This is a genomic window from Moraxella sp. DOX410 (genome assembly GCF_032248735.1).
In the GTDB taxonomy this organism is placed as follows: domain Bacteria; phylum Pseudomonadota; class Gammaproteobacteria; order Pseudomonadales; family Moraxellaceae; genus Faucicola; species Faucicola tetraodonis.
In genome coordinates this window covers 1,254,636-1,269,395 of sequence record NZ_CP135138.1, presented here as the reverse complement: position 1 = coordinate 1,269,395, position 14,760 = coordinate 1,254,636, and the positions used below count along the sequence as shown (strand labels likewise).

Below are 14,760 nucleotides of genomic sequence, written 5' to 3'. Positions count from 1 at the left end.
CTAAATTGCAAAAAAGAGCTAGGAATCATCATGTTGCTTTCGATAAGCCATTCATCAAAAAAAACTATCAAACCGTTAAGTTTAGCTATTTCCTCTATTATTTTGGCAGCCTGTAGCAGTGCGCCAACCACCAGCACCACCAGTCCAGCGGGTAAACCCATGATTGGATCATCCAGTCACAGCAAAAGCACGGTGCGTAGCGCGCAAGAAAATGCGGCGCTACTGGATATGGATAGTTTGGATGAACTGGAAGGCCTGCTTGAAGCCACCGACATGACCATGGTAGAGAATAACGCTTTGTTGGTTCAGCGCTATGGTAATTTGTGGGATAGACTGCGCGTCAATTTTCGTATGAACTCGAATGTGTACGATCCGCGTATTGAAGCGCAAAAAAGTTGGTTTATTAGCCGCCAAGACTATCTAAACCGCTTAACAGCGCGTGCTAGCCGCTATTTATACTACACAGTGCGCGAAGCTGAACGTCGCAATATCCCAACAGAACTGGCATTATTGCCTGTGATTGAAAGCTCTTATGACCCCAATGCCAATAGTAATGCCTCTGCTGCAGGGTTATGGCAGTTTATTCCAAGTACAGGTCGTATTTATGGGTTGAATCAAACCAGCACCTTTGATGGTCGCCGTGATGTGATTGAGTCAACCCGTGCCGCTTATGACTTTTTGACGGCTTTGTATAACCAGTTTGGTAGTTGGGAGTTGGCATTGGCATCCTACAATGCCGGTCCAGGCCGTGTCCAATCCGCGATTAATTATAATGCAGCACGTGGTCTACCAACGGATTATTGGTCGCTCAAATTACCCACTGAAACGATGAACTATGTCCCTCGGTTTTTGGCAGTGGCGCAAATTGTCAAAAATCCGAGCACCTACAATGTGTATTTACCCGCAATTGCGAACCGTCAGCATTTTAGAAGTGTCCCTGCCAATGTTGGCGTGAGCTTGCACGAAATTAGCAGCCTGACAGGCGTAAGCTACGATGAACTGCGCGCCCTAAATCCTGCGTTGATTGCAGGTACGGTAGATATGTCGGGCCCAAGCCGTATTTTGATTCCCAATGATCTCAATCAATCAATTGACCGTAAAATCACCCAATTACGCGGTAATGGTTATATGAGTCAACAAGGTTATTTGGCAAACAATAGCTATGTCACGCCTAAAACTGTTACACCGACTTATAACACACCGACCACAAATTTTGGCAATCAAACCCGAACTACCACCACAAGTCAGGGTGATTCACTGAGTGCTGCCAAACAAGCCTATAGTAAAAAAGAAACAGTTAATTTGCCATCGTCTAGCAGCGATTTGGCGGCGATGGCAACTAGTATGGTTAAAAACCAAACCACGACTTATATCGCCCCCATTCCTAGTACACCAAGCATCCAAAGCCGCAATACAGTAATCAAAGAACCACCGATTACCGCCACTGAGCAAAAAATAGTGACCGCTGAAATGCAGTCTACCAATACATTACCAACCACTTCAGCCGTTGTTACTGCCAACAACACCGTGGTGCAAGAACCACCTTTATCCAATCAAGAGCGTAACTTGATTGCTAAAGAAATCGAAAAAACCGCACCCCAAGTAGAGCAAGCGATTAACCCTACCGATGGTAATATCAAGCTCAATGCCATCCAGACCCAGCAAGCTATATTAGAAGCCAAAGGCGAAACCAAAAAACTCAGTTACGAAGAGCCGCCAGTGGTGTTGCCAAAAGAGGTCAAAATTACCCAAGCGTCGAGCTTAAATGGTAAAGCACCAAACACGGCGCAAGTGACCACGAGCAAATCCAATACCGCCAGTGAAAGCAATGCTGTCACGGTTAGCAAGCCGGCTGCCAAAAAACGTCCGAGCGGCACACGCAGCATCTATCAAGTCAAAGCTGGCGACACCTTGGCAAATATCGCCAGTCGTATGGGTGTGAATTGGCGAGATATCGCTGAATGGAACCAAATTGACCCAAATGCCGCCTTGCTAGCAGGTTCAACACTTTACTTATACAACGCCAAGCCTATCGAACCCAAAGTAGCAGAAGCGCCAAAACGTAAAGCCAATAGCTATATCGTGCAAGCGGGGGATACCTTGACAGGCATCGCTGACAAGTTTGATCTAAATGTCGGTGAGTTAGCAAAATTCAATAATTTACCAGTAACTTATCAAGTGCGTACCAACCAAAACTTGTGGTTAATTTCAGACAAAATGCCAAAGCCGCCAGTGGCACAGCCAGTAGCGCAAAAGCCTGCCCCTACTAGAGCCGAAGTGCAACCGGTATCCAGTCGTTATACGGTTCAGACGGGTGATACCTTGTCGGGTATCGCTGATCGACTGTCCGTATCGCCCAAAGACATTGCCGATGTCAACGGTTTTAACACCAATTATCGTGTGCAAAAAGGACAAGTCATCATCGTGCCTGTCACAGTTGAAAAGGTCAAATATGCGCTAGCTGGCAAATCGATTAACTACACGGTACGCCCAGGTGATAGCTTAGGTAGCGTCGCCAATAACTTTGATTTAACGGTAGCAGCTTTAGCCAAAGCCAATTATCTAAAACCGACGGCAAATTTAATTCAAGGGCAAAAACTGGTTATTCCTCAAGCAGGATTGGGTACGGTGGCTAGTGTGACAGCGACCCGCGAACCGATGAGCAAGCAGGACTCTGCAAAACCAGAGAGCAAAAAAGAAACAAAAAAAGAGACCAAAACAGCCAAAGATACCCAATCAGAGGATGATAACAAGCCAGCGTCAAAGCCAGTAAGTAAATATAGTCGTGGTGAGGCACAAGGCTACCAAGTAAAATCAGGTGATAGTCTGACAAACTTGAGTGCAAAATATGGCGTTTCTAAAAGTGAGCTTGCCGCTTTAAATAATTTAAAAGGTAATGAGTCGTTATTGATTGGTCAAAATATCAAAATTCCAAAAACCACAACAACCTATAAAGTCAAACCAGGCGAAGGCTTAATCTCTTTGGCAGGACGCTTTGGCGTCAGTCCTAAAGAGTTGGCTAGTTTAAATAACTTGTCACCAACAGCATCGCTAAAAGTGGGTCAAACCATTACAGTGCCAAAATAGGTTAACTATAGTTTATAAAATAAAAAACCACTATGTAAAAATAGTGGTTTTTTACTTAAGTTTTTGCCCAGTTTTTATAGTTTAGTTTTTATACTTAGCAAGGAAATAATAGGCAATAAAAAAGCGTATTTAATTAAAAATACGCTTTTTCAGCTATAAAGAGATAAGGGTTAATTAATTAACCATATCTTTTAAACTTTTACCTGCTTTAAAGCTTGGGACTTTGCTTGCTGGGATTTGGATTTCTTCTTTAGTCTGTGGGTTACGACCTGTACGTGCTTGGCGTTCTTTTACGCTAAACGTACCAAAGCCAACCAGTGACACGGTATCATTGGCTTTCATCGCTTCGCCAATCGTTGCGATAAAGGCATTTAATGCTTCAGTTGATTGGGCTTTAGAAAGACCACTTTTTTTAGCAATGCTATCAACTAATTCTGACTTATTCATAAGAATATCCTTCAAATTTTTAGGGATGAAAATAAACGTTATATATACAAAGCATACGCTTGACAAGTAATTAGGCTCAAAGCCTTGAGTATCAAGTGCTGCATAAGTAATTATGATTCGATTATAAGTAAACTCCAACGGCTTCACAAGCAGTTTAATCATAATTTCTGTGCAATTAAGCATTGATTAACGTGTTTTTGCAAAATATAGCGGTTGGCACACCAAACGATAACATTTTATTTCAACAAAAACCGCTAAAAATTGATATATACAGCTATAGTGAATAAAAGTGGCTAAAAATCAATCTCGCAATGATTTCTTGACTAATACTCAGCGCCTGACAGTGTTTTGTACCAGACTTACAATAATTAATGTTATTAATACCCTTTTGAAGTTACACTATCGACAAATTACAAAACCCATATTTGATTAATTTTGTGGAAATTTAATGAACGATAATTTTCAAACTTCGACCAATGCCCCAAGCAATATAGCCACGACAGCGCTCAATGTGGTATTAGTGATTATTGAAACCTTGCTGACCCTGTTGCTACGTTTTGATGCAGATCTTCGTAAGACTGTTTATCCTTTAGCCACTACCAATACCGTCGTTCGTATTCACGCTTATATCCCAAGCGTCACTTTTTATGTGACTTTTACCGTTAACGGCATTTTGTTAGACAGTCAATTACAGCCTTCTCAGCAGGTCGATGTGACCATCAATGGCTTTACTTGGCAAATTGCACAGAATTTATTTACCAATCAGCCCAAAGCCATTGAACAGCTACAAATCCGCGGCGAAGCACAAAAGATGGCAGAGGTGAAGGCTTTTTTACATCAAATTGGTATCAATCAGCTATTACAAGTCATCACAAAAGCAGTCAAAGGTGATAAAGACAAGCAAAAAGTCAAAAAACCTATCAAAACCGATGCTGACTATAAACAACAAGTCGAGGCACTCAATAGCCAAGTTAATGCCGCAGCCCTACAAAACACAGCGCTTGAAGCACAAATTGTAGAATTAAACAGTAAAAATAAATGGATGAAACGCGCGGCAATTGCATTTTTTGTATTATTCATCATTTGTGCGATTGGTTGGGTAGTAAAATAACACCCATTCTCCTATATTACTTTGATAAAAAATTGCTTTGATAAAAAATCGCTTATCATTGAGTAAATAAATCCGAGAAATAAATAAATCCGAGTGTTTTAGTAAGAATTAATCTTGACTAAAAGACTCGGATTTTCATATAATAGCCATACCAACCATAAAACGTGTTTTCACAGCTTACTGTGCTTGAACGGATTTAAATTTTTAACTTAAGTGGGGCTACTATGCGATTGACAACCCGAGGACGCTATGCAGTGACGGCGCTGCTAGATTTGGCATTGCAAGAGCAAAAACATGAATTGGCTGTGTCATTGTCTGATATCGCAAAACGTCAAGAGATTTCTATTTCTTATCTTGAGCAGTTGTTTTCAAAGCTGCGTAAAAAAGGGTTAGTCGTGAGCACTCGCGGTGCGTCAGGCGGTTACCATATTGCCAAACCCATCAATGAAATCTCGATTATGACCATTATTTCAGCGGTTGATGAGTCGGTGGATGCTAGAGCTTGCGAAGGCAAAGGCAACTGCCAAGACGGCGCCATGTGTTTAACCCATGATTTATGGAATGGATTGTCTGAGCAAATTGAAAACTATTTGTCCACCGTGACACTAGATACACTTATTAATCGTCAAATTATCCGTGAAATTTCTGAGCGTCAAATTTTGATGGTTGAAGACATGCAGGATAAAAATCAGTCTGCGGCAAACCCAATGACAGAAGCACCCGTATTACAACGGGCAAAGCATAGCACCACTAAAGTTAGTAATATTAGTAATAATCATTCATTAGCTGATAACAGCAAAACCTTAAAACAAAATTCTGGGGAGAATTTGTTAGCATGAATAAATTAGTCTATTTAGATTATGCCGCGACCACACCAATTGATGAGCAAGTCGCCCAAAAGATGATGAAATACATGACCTTTGATGGCGTGTTTGGTAATCCTGCCTCGCGTTCGCACGGGTTTGGTTGGCAAGCTGAGGAAGCGGTTGAAACTGCCCGTGAGCAAATCGCAGAATTAATCAACGCCGATCCACGTGAAATTGTATTTACTTCAGGGGCTACTGAGTCAGACAATTTGGCGATTAAAGGGGCGGCGCAATTTTATAGTGGTAAAGGTAAACATATCATTACCAGTAAAATTGAACATAAAGCTGTGCTAGACGTCTGCCGTGAATTAGAAACAGAAGGTTTTGAAATTACTTATTTAGACCCACAGCCAAAGACAGGTCTGATCACGGTTGACCAAGTGAAAGAGGCTATTCGTGAAGATACTATTTTAGTGACCCTAATGATGGTTAACAACGAACTTGGCACCCTAACAGATGTTGCGGCGATTGGTGAAATCACACGTGAAAAAGGTATTATTTTTCATGTCGATGCGGCGCAGGCAGCTGGTAAAACTCCGATTGATTTAGAGGAATTAAAAGTTGATTTGATGAGTTTTTCTGCCCATAAAATTTATGGCCCTAAAGGTATTGGTGCTTTATATGTTCGCCGCAAACCACGTGTGCGTCTAAAATCTCAAATGCAAGGTGGTGGTCATGAGCGTGGTATGCGTTCAGGTACTTTGGCAACGCATCAGATTGTGGGGATGGGTGAGGCCTTTGCCATTGCGGGCAAACGTATGGCAGAAGATGAAGCCAGATTGACAAAACTGCGTCAACGCCTTTGGGATGGCTTAAAAGAGCTTGATGAAATTTATCTTAATGGTGACATGAATCACAGTATTCCAAACATCGTCAACATCAGCTTTAACTTTGTAGAAGGCGAATCGTTGATGATGTCATTGAAAGATTTTGCCGTTTCATCGGGTTCTGCTTGTACATCAGCGACGCTTGAGCCTTCCTATGTATTACGGGCGATTGGATTGTCAGATGAGCTTGCTCACAGTTCAATTCGTTTTAGTTTGGGACGTTATACCACCGAAGAAGATGTTGACCATGCGATTGCTGAGATGCGAACCGCGGTTGAAAAATTACGCGCTTTATCACCGCTTTGGGATATGTATAAAGAAGGCGTTGATTTAAATAGTGTGGAATGGAATGAACATTAATTTGAATTAAAAATTAATTTCCATTAAAAATTTATTCAATCGAATTAATAAGTAAAGATTAGTCAGTTACGTTTGACGTAACCAGCCAAAAGGAAAATGAAATGGCCTACAGTGATAAAGTGCTTGACCATTATGAAAATCCACGAAATGTGGGAAACTTAGATAAAGATGCCAAAAATGTCGGTACCGGTATGGTCGGTGCCCCAGCGTGTGGTGATGTGATGCGCCTACAAATACAAGTGGGTGATAACGGTATCATTGAAGATGCGCGCTTTAAAACCTATGGTTGTGGTTCAGCCATTGCATCAAGCTCATTGGTGACAGAGTGGCTTAAAGGCAAAACCCTGGATGAAGCTAGCGCAATTAAAAACAAAGATATCGCAGAGGAGCTGGCATTGCCACCGGTTAAAGTGCACTGCTCAGTGCTGGCAGAAGACGCCATTAAAGCAGCGATTGAAGATTATAAATCTAAAGCCAATGCTTGATTGATTGTACGATTCTAAAAGTCTTATTGACTCATCCTCAATAAGACTTTGGCTCAGTTACTTAAAGTGAGTCGCTTGAAGATTGAAATTAGTAGATGGGGTAGTAAAGTGATTGAATTATCAAACGATGCAGCTGAACATGTACGGGATTTTTTACAAAACCGTGGTCATGGCGAAGGTATCCGTGTGGGTATCCGTACCGCAGGTTGTTCCGGCTTAGCTTATGTACTGGAATTTGTTGATGAGCCAGATCCTAACGATCAACGTTTTGAAAGCAACGGGGTTAGTGTATTTATCGATCCAAAAAGCTTGGTTTATCTTAATGGTTTGAAAATGGATTTTGTCAAAGAAGGTCTCAACGAAGGCTTTAAATTTAGTAATCCAAACCAAAAAGGTGAGTGTGGCTGTGGTGAATCTTTCACCGTTTAGTTTTTAATATTTTTTGTCAGTATAGTGATGGCTCGGTAGGGGAAGTTGAAAATGGTTAATTATTTTGAGTTGATGAATGTACCCCAACACTATCAAATTGATATAGCCAAGCTTCAGCAGACCCTTCGCCAACTTCAATCTAAGTTCCATCCTGATAACAATCTTGATGCGTCTGTAGCTGAGCAAACCCTTTCGCTATCTGCTAACACTGATGGTTTTTTGCGTGAATCAATCGCCAAATTATCCGCACTAAAGCCTGAGCAAGCGTCTGCTATTATTAATGAAGCCTACAATACGCTTAAAAACCCCGATTCTCGCGCGTCACATTTATTGGCACTCAAAGGCATTTCACAATCTATTAATCAGCCGATTCGTGATTTGGACTTTCTAGACGATGCCATGTCATTTCGCATCGATTTAGACGATGCTGATGGCCAAAGTATTACCTTGCTTAGCAAAAAACTTACCGAATGGCTAAGTAATTATCAACTTGCTTTTGACGAAGTTTATCAAAAAATTGATAACTCAGATGCAGCTGAGGCCAATGATGATGCCTTAACCAAGCAAGCGATAGATATCATTCAAAAACTGCAGTTTTTGGTTAAACTGCAAGCAGATGTGGCAAAAACCACCGATGAATTAGCCAAGCAAAATTTTGATAATGATGACGATTTGTATGTGTAAATCATGATTAAAGGGTAAGCCGTCCTAGCATTGGTTAATTTATTTGGTTTATCATATTTTTAATTTATAATACCATCCGTTTTGACTTTCAATAAAGATACAACCTAAGCTAAAGATATAACCTAGGCTGGTTTTATTTTCAAATTATTTTTTCTATTTTTAATTGGTCCAATTTATGTCGTTATTACAAATCGCTGAACCCAATCAAAGTGCCAAGCCCCATGCGCATCGTTTTGCTTTAGGAATTGATTTAGGAACCACGCGCTCACTGGTAGCGGTAGTCCGTTCAGGCGAGCCACAAGTGATTGGCGATAAAGTTAGTGAGTGTCAATCTAGTGACAATAACGCCAATGACGACAGTCAAATTGCTAATCAGGTAAAAGGTATCGATTGCCAAAAGCTTTTGCCCTCGGTGGTGTATTTTGGCTTAGATGACAATGGTAATCCAGAAACTTTGGTAGGTAGTCATGCTGAAGCAATGGCAGAACAAGCACCAAATCATACTGTACGCTCGGTTAAACGGTTTATGGGTCGAAGCATCAAGGATATTAAGTTCAATCATCCCTATGAATTAGTCGGTGATGTGGATGTCATGCCAAGTATCCAAACCCCACAAGGTGCTAAAAACCCTGTTGAAGTATCAAGTATCTTGTTAAAACATCTGTATGATCGGGCAAAATTGGCGTTACCTGACAATAGTATTGTGGGTGCGGTGATTACGGTGCCCGCTTATTTTGATGAAGCACAGCGCCAAGCGACCAAAGATGCGGCTAAATTGGCAGGCATTCATGTGATTCGATTATTAAACGAGCCGACGGCTGCCGCGATGGCGTATGGGCTGAACCAAGCACAAGACGAAGCGTATCATCTCATTTATGATTTGGGCGGCGGCACGTTTGATGTATCGGTGTTAAAGCTCAATCACGGTGTGTATGAAGTGCTGGCAACGGGTGGCAATAGCGCACTGGGTGGCGATGATATTGACCGCCTGATTGCTAATTGGCTCATTCAACAAACAGGCTTGAATCCATCAACCATTGATAACCATCAAAAACAACTGCTAAACGTACAGGCTCGCACGCTTAAAGAGCAGTTGTCAAAAACAGACCAAGTGACTGCCGAGCTTTCAATCAACGGTCAAGCTTTTGACATTGTGTTAACCCAAAGCAATCTTCGTCAAATCATCCAGCCTGTGACTGACCGTACATTAGCGGTGTGTGAGCAAGTGCTACGTGATGCTGGACTTGAAAAGTCCCAGCTTGATGAAGTGGTATTGGTAGGGGGTTCGACACGAATGCCATTGATTCAGCAAATCGTGGCAGAAACGTTTAATCAGCCGCCACTGTCACGCATCAATCCCGATGAAGTCGTCGCGTTAGGCGCAGCCAAATATGCTGACCAATTAATCGGACAACAGCAAAATACGGTGTTGCTGCTTGATGTCACGCCTTTATCCTTGGGGCTTGAGACTATGGGCGGTCTTACCGAAGTAATTATTCCGCGTAACACGCCCATTCCTGTGACGCGTAAACAGGTGTTTACAACCTATCAAGATAACCAAAATGGTATGATTATCCATGTGGTACAAGGTGAACGCGATACGGTGGCTGACAACCGCTCGTTAGGGCAGTTTAAACTGACTGATATTCCAGCGATGAAAGCAGGATTGGCGCGTATCGAAGTTACTTTTCAAATTGATGCCAATGGTCAGTTAACCGTCTGGGCTAAAGAGTTGACAACGGGCAAAGCAAGCCAAATTCAAGTCAAGCCGTCTTATGGATTGTCAGAAGATGAGCAGGAAAAACTGCTCAAAGCAGGCTTTGATTTTGCCATGCAAGATCGATTGCAGCGTAGCTTGATTGAAAGTCGAGTAGAAGCAAAACGAGAATTGTTGGCGCTAGCATCCGCGCTTGCAGAATTTGGCTTTTTATTAACCGATGCGCAGAAAAATACACTGCAAACCTCGATGGCTGATGTTCAACAGGCGATTGATGGTGCTGAACAAGCCCAGCTAGAAACAGCGAGCGCGCAGCTAAAAGTTCATAGTGATGATTTTGCTGCACTTATCATGAACCAAGCGGTCAATGAAACCATGAAAGGCACTTCAACCGCGGATTGGTCAAATTAATTTTGAATACATAAGACTATTAATCGTTAAGAGATTGCTATGCCAAAAATTACTGTATTACCGCATCACCAAATTTGCCCCACTGGCGCAGAGATTGAACTCAATGAAGGCGATAATCTATGCCGTGGTTTGCTAGAAAAAGGCGTGAAAATTGAGCATGCTTGTGATATGTCAAAAGCTTGTACTACTTGCCATGTTATCGTGCGAAAAGGGTTTAATAGCTTGGAGGAAATGGATGATATCGAAGCTGATTTGTTAGATCGCGCTTGGGGGCTAGAGCCAAATTCAAGACTATCTTGCCAAGTCATCATCGACGATCAAGATTTGACCATTGAAATTCCAAAATATACCATCAATCACGCCTCTGAAAATCATTAATACCAACCGATAAAAAAAGGCTTACTAATCATGTTTAGTAAGCCTTTTTTGATGGCGCTACGTATCGCTAAACACTCGTTATTGCTAGAACAAGGCGCTGACTCATTCAGCGCATATTTATTCACAGCATATTATGGCGCAGCAGTCTGCGGTTTAATCGTAACTTTAGTGATGGATTTTAGGTATGCTAAATAATCCTCAAACTGAGACTGACCGATATTTTCGCGCACGATTTGGGCAGTTTGTTGTTTGACTTGCGGTGTGATTTGGGCGTTGTCATTGCTGATAACACCACCAACAATCACGCTTGCACCCGATACAGTAGGGCGGGTCATGACCGCTAGTTGATTGTTAACAGCAGGTTGACTAAATGCCACACCACGCTCGTCATCGCTCAGTTTGCTGTCTTGACGAGTCACAATCCCCAAATCTTGGAATGGGGCACCCGCCGCCGCAATTGAATTGGCTTGTTTGACTTTGGCAGCGATGGCATTGGCCTCTGCCACGGCTAAACTTTTTGCTTTCTCTTCAATAAGCTTGGCTTTGATAACCGGCTCAGCTTCTGCTTGTGTCATGAGTTTGCTAGTGCGGTGATTGGTTGATTGTAACCATACCACTTTATCAGAGACATCTATGCCGACTGACACACTGCCTTCTTGCAGCGCGAGTGGCTCAAATGCTGCCGCTACAATAGCAGGTTGACTCAGTGCAGACGAGTTATTGGTTTTAGGATAATTTTTAATCGATTTGGCGGTTAATTTATAGCGATTGGCAAGCTCGGTGATAGTAGCGCCAGCAACTGCGTCATTATTGATTTTACCAATCAAATCTTGATAGGCGGCTTCACGTTTTTGCGCCATAATTTGTTCGGTTAAGACAGGCGTCAAGCTTTCAATGGTTGGTGGGGTTTGACCATTGATTTTTACCAATTTGAATAAATGATAGCCATAGTTGGTTTTGATGGGGCTCGTGACTTGACCGACTTTTAGGGTCTTGATTTGGGTCATGATGGTGTCATAATCATTGGGGAACATCGATTGGGTAATCGGACCGATGTTACCGCCATCGTTTTTACTACCTTCATCTTGCGAGTACTGTTTGGCAAGTGCCGCAAAATCCGCTTGATTGGCATCAAGCTTACTTTTTAATGAGGTTAAGGTGGCTTGTGCTTGACCGCCATTCATCAAAATCATTGCCAATTCGTATTCGGTCTGGTTGTTGCTATTTTTCAAATAGGTTTGATACTGTTGCTGCAATTCCTGAGCCGTTGGGGCAGCAACAGGCAGGGCATTTTTATTGAGTTCTAAATAAGTTAAATCCACCATGTCACTAGATTTAAGTGTCGCTTGATTTTTTTGATAATAACTTGCAATCTCTTGCGGCGTCACTTGCACCTGCGGCGCAAAGCTGTGCCAGTCCAAACGCAGCACTTGCACAGGGCGCGACTCAGACTGCATTGACATAAGTTTATCAATACTCCCTTGCGCAAAAATCCCTGTATTAATGATACCGCGGCTAAAGGCAGTCACCAACAAGTCTTGACGGACCGAATCAAATAATTGTTCTTTGGTCATGCCGCGACTGGTTAAATAGCTAGCAAACAACTCGTTAGAAAATTTTCCGCTGGCGTCTTGGAAGGTTTTTTCTGCCATCAACATTTGGGTAATGGTGGCATCGGACACAGTAAAACCAAGCTGGTTGGCTTGGTTGATAATCAAATAACGGTCAATCAAATTGTGCAGCATCTGCTCACGTAATTTATCGCTATTAAGTAGGCTTGCATCGCCATTCACTTGCTCAAGCAAAGTTTCGCGGCGATTGTTAATCATGGTTTGCAAGGTAGCATTATCGATATTTAACTCTGCAACTTTGGCGACAGCATTGGGGTCATCTCCGCTACGGACAATTGACTCAAAACCCGTGATGGCTAAAGGAAGTAAAAAAAGAACGAGCAAGGCTTTGCCCATCCAACCTTTCAAAAAATTGCGTAAAGATTCCATATTGCTCACTTGCAGTTTAGATGGATTTATTAAGGATAACTAATCAGGCTAAATAATCAAATCAAACACGATATTATAGGGGAACTGTCCACCAAAATCATTATCTTTCATCAAGTTGGGTAGACAGTTTTAAGATATAGCAAAATAGTAAAAAGGCAGCTTATTAGCAATTTATAAATTTTTAGATAACGCGTTATAAATTCTTAGATAGCTCGGAAATAATAGCGTCAAGGATTTTGAGTCTTGCGCTATATTTATCATCGGTGGCAATCACATACCAAGGGCGTTTTTTATGGTGGGTTAAATGAATCATGTCGGAAGCGGCTTGCACGTACTCATGCCATTTGGCGCGGTTACGCCAATCATCATCGGTAATTTTAAACTGCTTATTGGGCGTCTCTTCACGCGCTTTAAAGCGTTTAAGTTCTTCTTCTTCACTGATAGCGAGCCAAAATTTGACCACAATGGCATTGCTCTGTACCAAGTCGTTTTCAAAGCGATTGATTTCGTCATAAGCACGTTGCCAGTCTGCCTCTTTTGCAAAGCCCTCAATACGCTCAACGAGTACACGACCATACCAACTACGGTCAAAAATGGTCACTCGGCTATTATGCAGGCGTTGTTTGAGTAAGGCGACGCATTTATTGCGTTTGAATTTTTGCGATAAATACGCTATATCCACATCTGCCATTTCATCATGGGGCAGGCGCGTCCAAAAACGCCACAGATAGGCGTGTTTTAATTCGTCTTCGGTCGGTGCAGAGATAGCGTGGATGGTAAATTCACGCGGGTCGAGTGGGGCAATGATGCGGCGTATCGCACCGCCTTTGCCTGCCGCATCCATGCCTTCAAAGACAAAGATAATATGGCGCTGACCTCGCTCACGAATCAGTTCAGCGAGTATATGTTGTTTGCTATGCAGTTGTTTTTTATAGTCTGCCTTTGCTAATGCTTGGTTATCGACGCTAACCAACTCATCAATCAGAGGGGTGGGTTTAAAAGGCAGTGGGTTGGGTTTAACAGGATTTTTGTCCGTTTTAGGGTTAGCTGATTTATCAGTTTTTGCTGGGTTGTCTTGGGCATCATCGGCTGTAGCTAGTTGGTTCATGGTCTGCAGCGCTGCTAATACAACATTGGCAAATTGGATATTTGAGGCATCAATATCCTGTCCATCTATGTGGTGCCAGCTTGATTGTAACCCCATCAGCTTGCTGCTAAAGCGTTTGAAACGTTTCACGTCTTTTTTTCGAAACCAATCTAAATGGTACAACTGTTCAGGGTCAGGCTCTTCATCGGTCAAGCGTTTTTTTAGGGTTTTGTTATCGACTGAGAACCAGCACTTGACGATATCGGTGTTGTTATTGACCAAATCTTGTTCAAACGCCTCAATGTCTTCAATCATTTGCTGTAAGCGCTGTTCATCTATATCATCGCCACAGTCAAACACATAACGAATCAAGTCAGCGTACCAGTTGCCAAAATACACGGCAATTTCACCCTTTCTAGGCAGTTGCCATGTGTGACGTTGCCAAATCGGTTGGTAGTGGCTGGGATGCTGTCCCATGGTTGCATGAACCTTGATATAGCGTGCGTCCATCCATTCGGTTAGCGCTTTAACCGCTTCGCCTTTGCCCGAATTTTCCATGCCATTCACCAAGATGAGTAACCCGCGCGAGTTTTTGCCAGCCCGTTGCTCGCGTAGGGTGGTTTGCTCGGTAATCAAGTCAAAACTTAATTGTGCCTCAAGCGTTGCAGGTGGCGTTTTGTGAAATTTATCGGTTTTGGGAGATTTGGCAGCGTGATTGGTGGGTGCAGACGCGGCTGTATTATTATTCAAGTTGTTATTTAAGTTATTATTTGAGCTATTGTTTAAACTGTTGCTATTTTGCGTTGGCATACGACCTTCTTAGGGAAATACCCAAAATTTTGCTAATGACCGCTTCATTTTTTTAAAAGAT

11 protein-coding genes and 1 pseudogene are annotated in these 14,760 nt (G+C 42.3%); 9 read left to right on the top strand and 3 right to left on the bottom strand.

Annotated features, from left to right (window positions below):
- Positions 1 to 30: 30 nt before the first annotated feature.
- Positions 31 to 3,087, top strand: coding sequence for a lytic transglycosylase (locus tag RNZ41_RS05600; RefSeq protein ID WP_314026776.1), 3,057 nt, complete (start codon positions 31 to 33; stop codon positions 3,085 to 3,087).
- A gap of 174 nt (positions 3,088 to 3,261) precedes the next feature.
- Here the strand turns inward: RNZ41_RS05600 and RNZ41_RS05595 are convergent, their stop codons facing one another.
- Positions 3,262 to 3,534, bottom strand: coding sequence for an HU family DNA-binding protein (locus RNZ41_RS05595; protein ID WP_007116691.1), 273 nt, complete (start codon positions 3,532 to 3,534; stop codon positions 3,262 to 3,264).
- 448 nt (positions 3,535 to 3,982) lie between these two features.
- Here RNZ41_RS05595 and RNZ41_RS05590 point away from each other — a divergent pair, with 448 nt between their 5' ends.
- From RNZ41_RS05590 to fdx, 8 genes and pseudogenes are all read left to right on the top strand, one after another.
- On the top strand, positions 3,983 to 4,645 hold the full coding sequence (locus RNZ41_RS05590) for a hypothetical protein (protein ID WP_314026775.1): 663 nt from the start codon (positions 3,983 to 3,985) through the stop codon (positions 4,643 to 4,645).
- Between the two features lie 224 nt (positions 4,646 to 4,869).
- Positions 4,870 to 5,301 (top strand): annotated as a pseudogene (locus RNZ41_RS05585) (Rrf2 family transcriptional regulator); the annotation flags it as partial.
- 179 nt (positions 5,302 to 5,480) lie between these two features.
- Positions 5,481 to 6,698 carry an IscS subfamily cysteine desulfurase gene (locus RNZ41_RS05580; protein WP_314026774.1) on the top strand — a complete coding sequence of 406 codons (1,218 nt, stop codon included), beginning with the start codon at positions 5,481 to 5,483 and terminating at the stop codon, positions 6,696 to 6,698.
- Between the two features lie 101 nt (positions 6,699 to 6,799).
- On the top strand, positions 6,800 to 7,183 hold the full coding sequence (iscU, locus tag RNZ41_RS05575) for a Fe-S cluster assembly scaffold IscU (protein WP_050324430.1): 384 nt from the start codon (positions 6,800 to 6,802) through the stop codon (positions 7,181 to 7,183).
- Positions 7,184 to 7,291: 108 nt separating this feature from the next.
- Positions 7,292 to 7,612, top strand: a complete 321-nt coding sequence (iscA, locus tag RNZ41_RS05570) for an iron-sulfur cluster assembly protein IscA (protein ID WP_083102176.1) — start codon at positions 7,292 to 7,294, stop codon at positions 7,610 to 7,612.
- A gap of 51 nt (positions 7,613 to 7,663) precedes the next feature.
- Positions 7,664 to 8,296 carry a Fe-S protein assembly co-chaperone HscB gene (locus RNZ41_RS05565; protein ID WP_314026773.1) on the top strand — a complete coding sequence of 211 codons (633 nt, stop codon included), beginning with the start codon at positions 7,664 to 7,666 and terminating at the stop codon, positions 8,294 to 8,296.
- A gap of 175 nt (positions 8,297 to 8,471) precedes the next feature.
- Complete coding sequence (gene hscA / locus RNZ41_RS05560; protein WP_314026772.1) at positions 8,472 to 10,424, top strand: Fe-S protein assembly chaperone HscA; 1,953 nt, start codon at positions 8,472 to 8,474, stop codon at positions 10,422 to 10,424.
- Positions 10,425 to 10,463: 39 nt separating this feature from the next.
- On the top strand, positions 10,464 to 10,802 hold the full coding sequence (gene fdx, locus RNZ41_RS05555; RefSeq protein WP_160001864.1) for an ISC system 2Fe-2S type ferredoxin: 339 nt from the start codon (positions 10,464 to 10,466) through the stop codon (positions 10,800 to 10,802).
- Positions 10,803 to 10,933: 131 nt separating this feature from the next.
- Here fdx and RNZ41_RS05550 read toward each other — a convergent pair whose 3' ends face one another.
- Positions 10,934 to 12,802 carry a SurA N-terminal domain-containing protein gene (locus RNZ41_RS05550; protein ID WP_314026771.1) on the bottom strand — a complete coding sequence of 623 codons (1,869 nt, stop codon included), beginning with the start codon at positions 12,800 to 12,802 and terminating at the stop codon, positions 10,934 to 10,936.
- Positions 12,803 to 12,995: 193 nt separating this feature from the next.
- Positions 12,996 to 14,699, bottom strand: coding sequence for an ATPase (locus RNZ41_RS05545; protein ID WP_312383566.1), 1,704 nt, complete (start codon positions 14,697 to 14,699; stop codon positions 12,996 to 12,998).
- Positions 14,700 to 14,760 lie beyond the last annotated feature (61 nt).

Excerpts from the sequence above, each read along its gene's own strand:
- fdx (WP_160001864.1), top strand. The coding sequence starts at position 10,464 with ATGCCAAAAATTACTGTATTACCGCATCACCAAATTTGCCCCACTGGC.
- RNZ41_RS05545 (WP_312383566.1), bottom strand. The coding sequence starts at position 14,699 with ATGCCAACGCAAAATAGCAACAGTTTAAACAATAGCTCAAATAATAAC.
- hscA (WP_314026772.1), top strand. The coding sequence starts at position 8,472 with ATGTCGTTATTACAAATCGCTGAACCCAATCAAAGTGCCAAGCCCCAT.
- RNZ41_RS05550 (WP_314026771.1), bottom strand. The coding sequence starts at position 12,802 with ATGGAATCTTTACGCAATTTTTTGAAAGGTTGGATGGGCAAAGCCTTG.
- RNZ41_RS05580 (WP_314026774.1), top strand. The coding sequence starts at position 5,481 with ATGAATAAATTAGTCTATTTAGATTATGCCGCGACCACACCAATTGAT.
- RNZ41_RS05565 (WP_314026773.1), top strand. The coding sequence starts at position 7,664 with ATGGTTAATTATTTTGAGTTGATGAATGTACCCCAACACTATCAAATT.
- RNZ41_RS05600 (WP_314026776.1), top strand. The coding sequence starts at position 31 with ATGTTGCTTTCGATAAGCCATTCATCAAAAAAAACTATCAAACCGTTA.
- RNZ41_RS05595 (WP_007116691.1), bottom strand. The coding sequence starts at position 3,534 with ATGAATAAGTCAGAATTAGTTGATAGCATTGCTAAAAAAAGTGGTCTT.
- RNZ41_RS05590 (WP_314026775.1), top strand. The coding sequence starts at position 3,983 with ATGAACGATAATTTTCAAACTTCGACCAATGCCCCAAGCAATATAGCC.
- iscU (WP_050324430.1), top strand. The coding sequence starts at position 6,800 with ATGGCCTACAGTGATAAAGTGCTTGACCATTATGAAAATCCACGAAAT.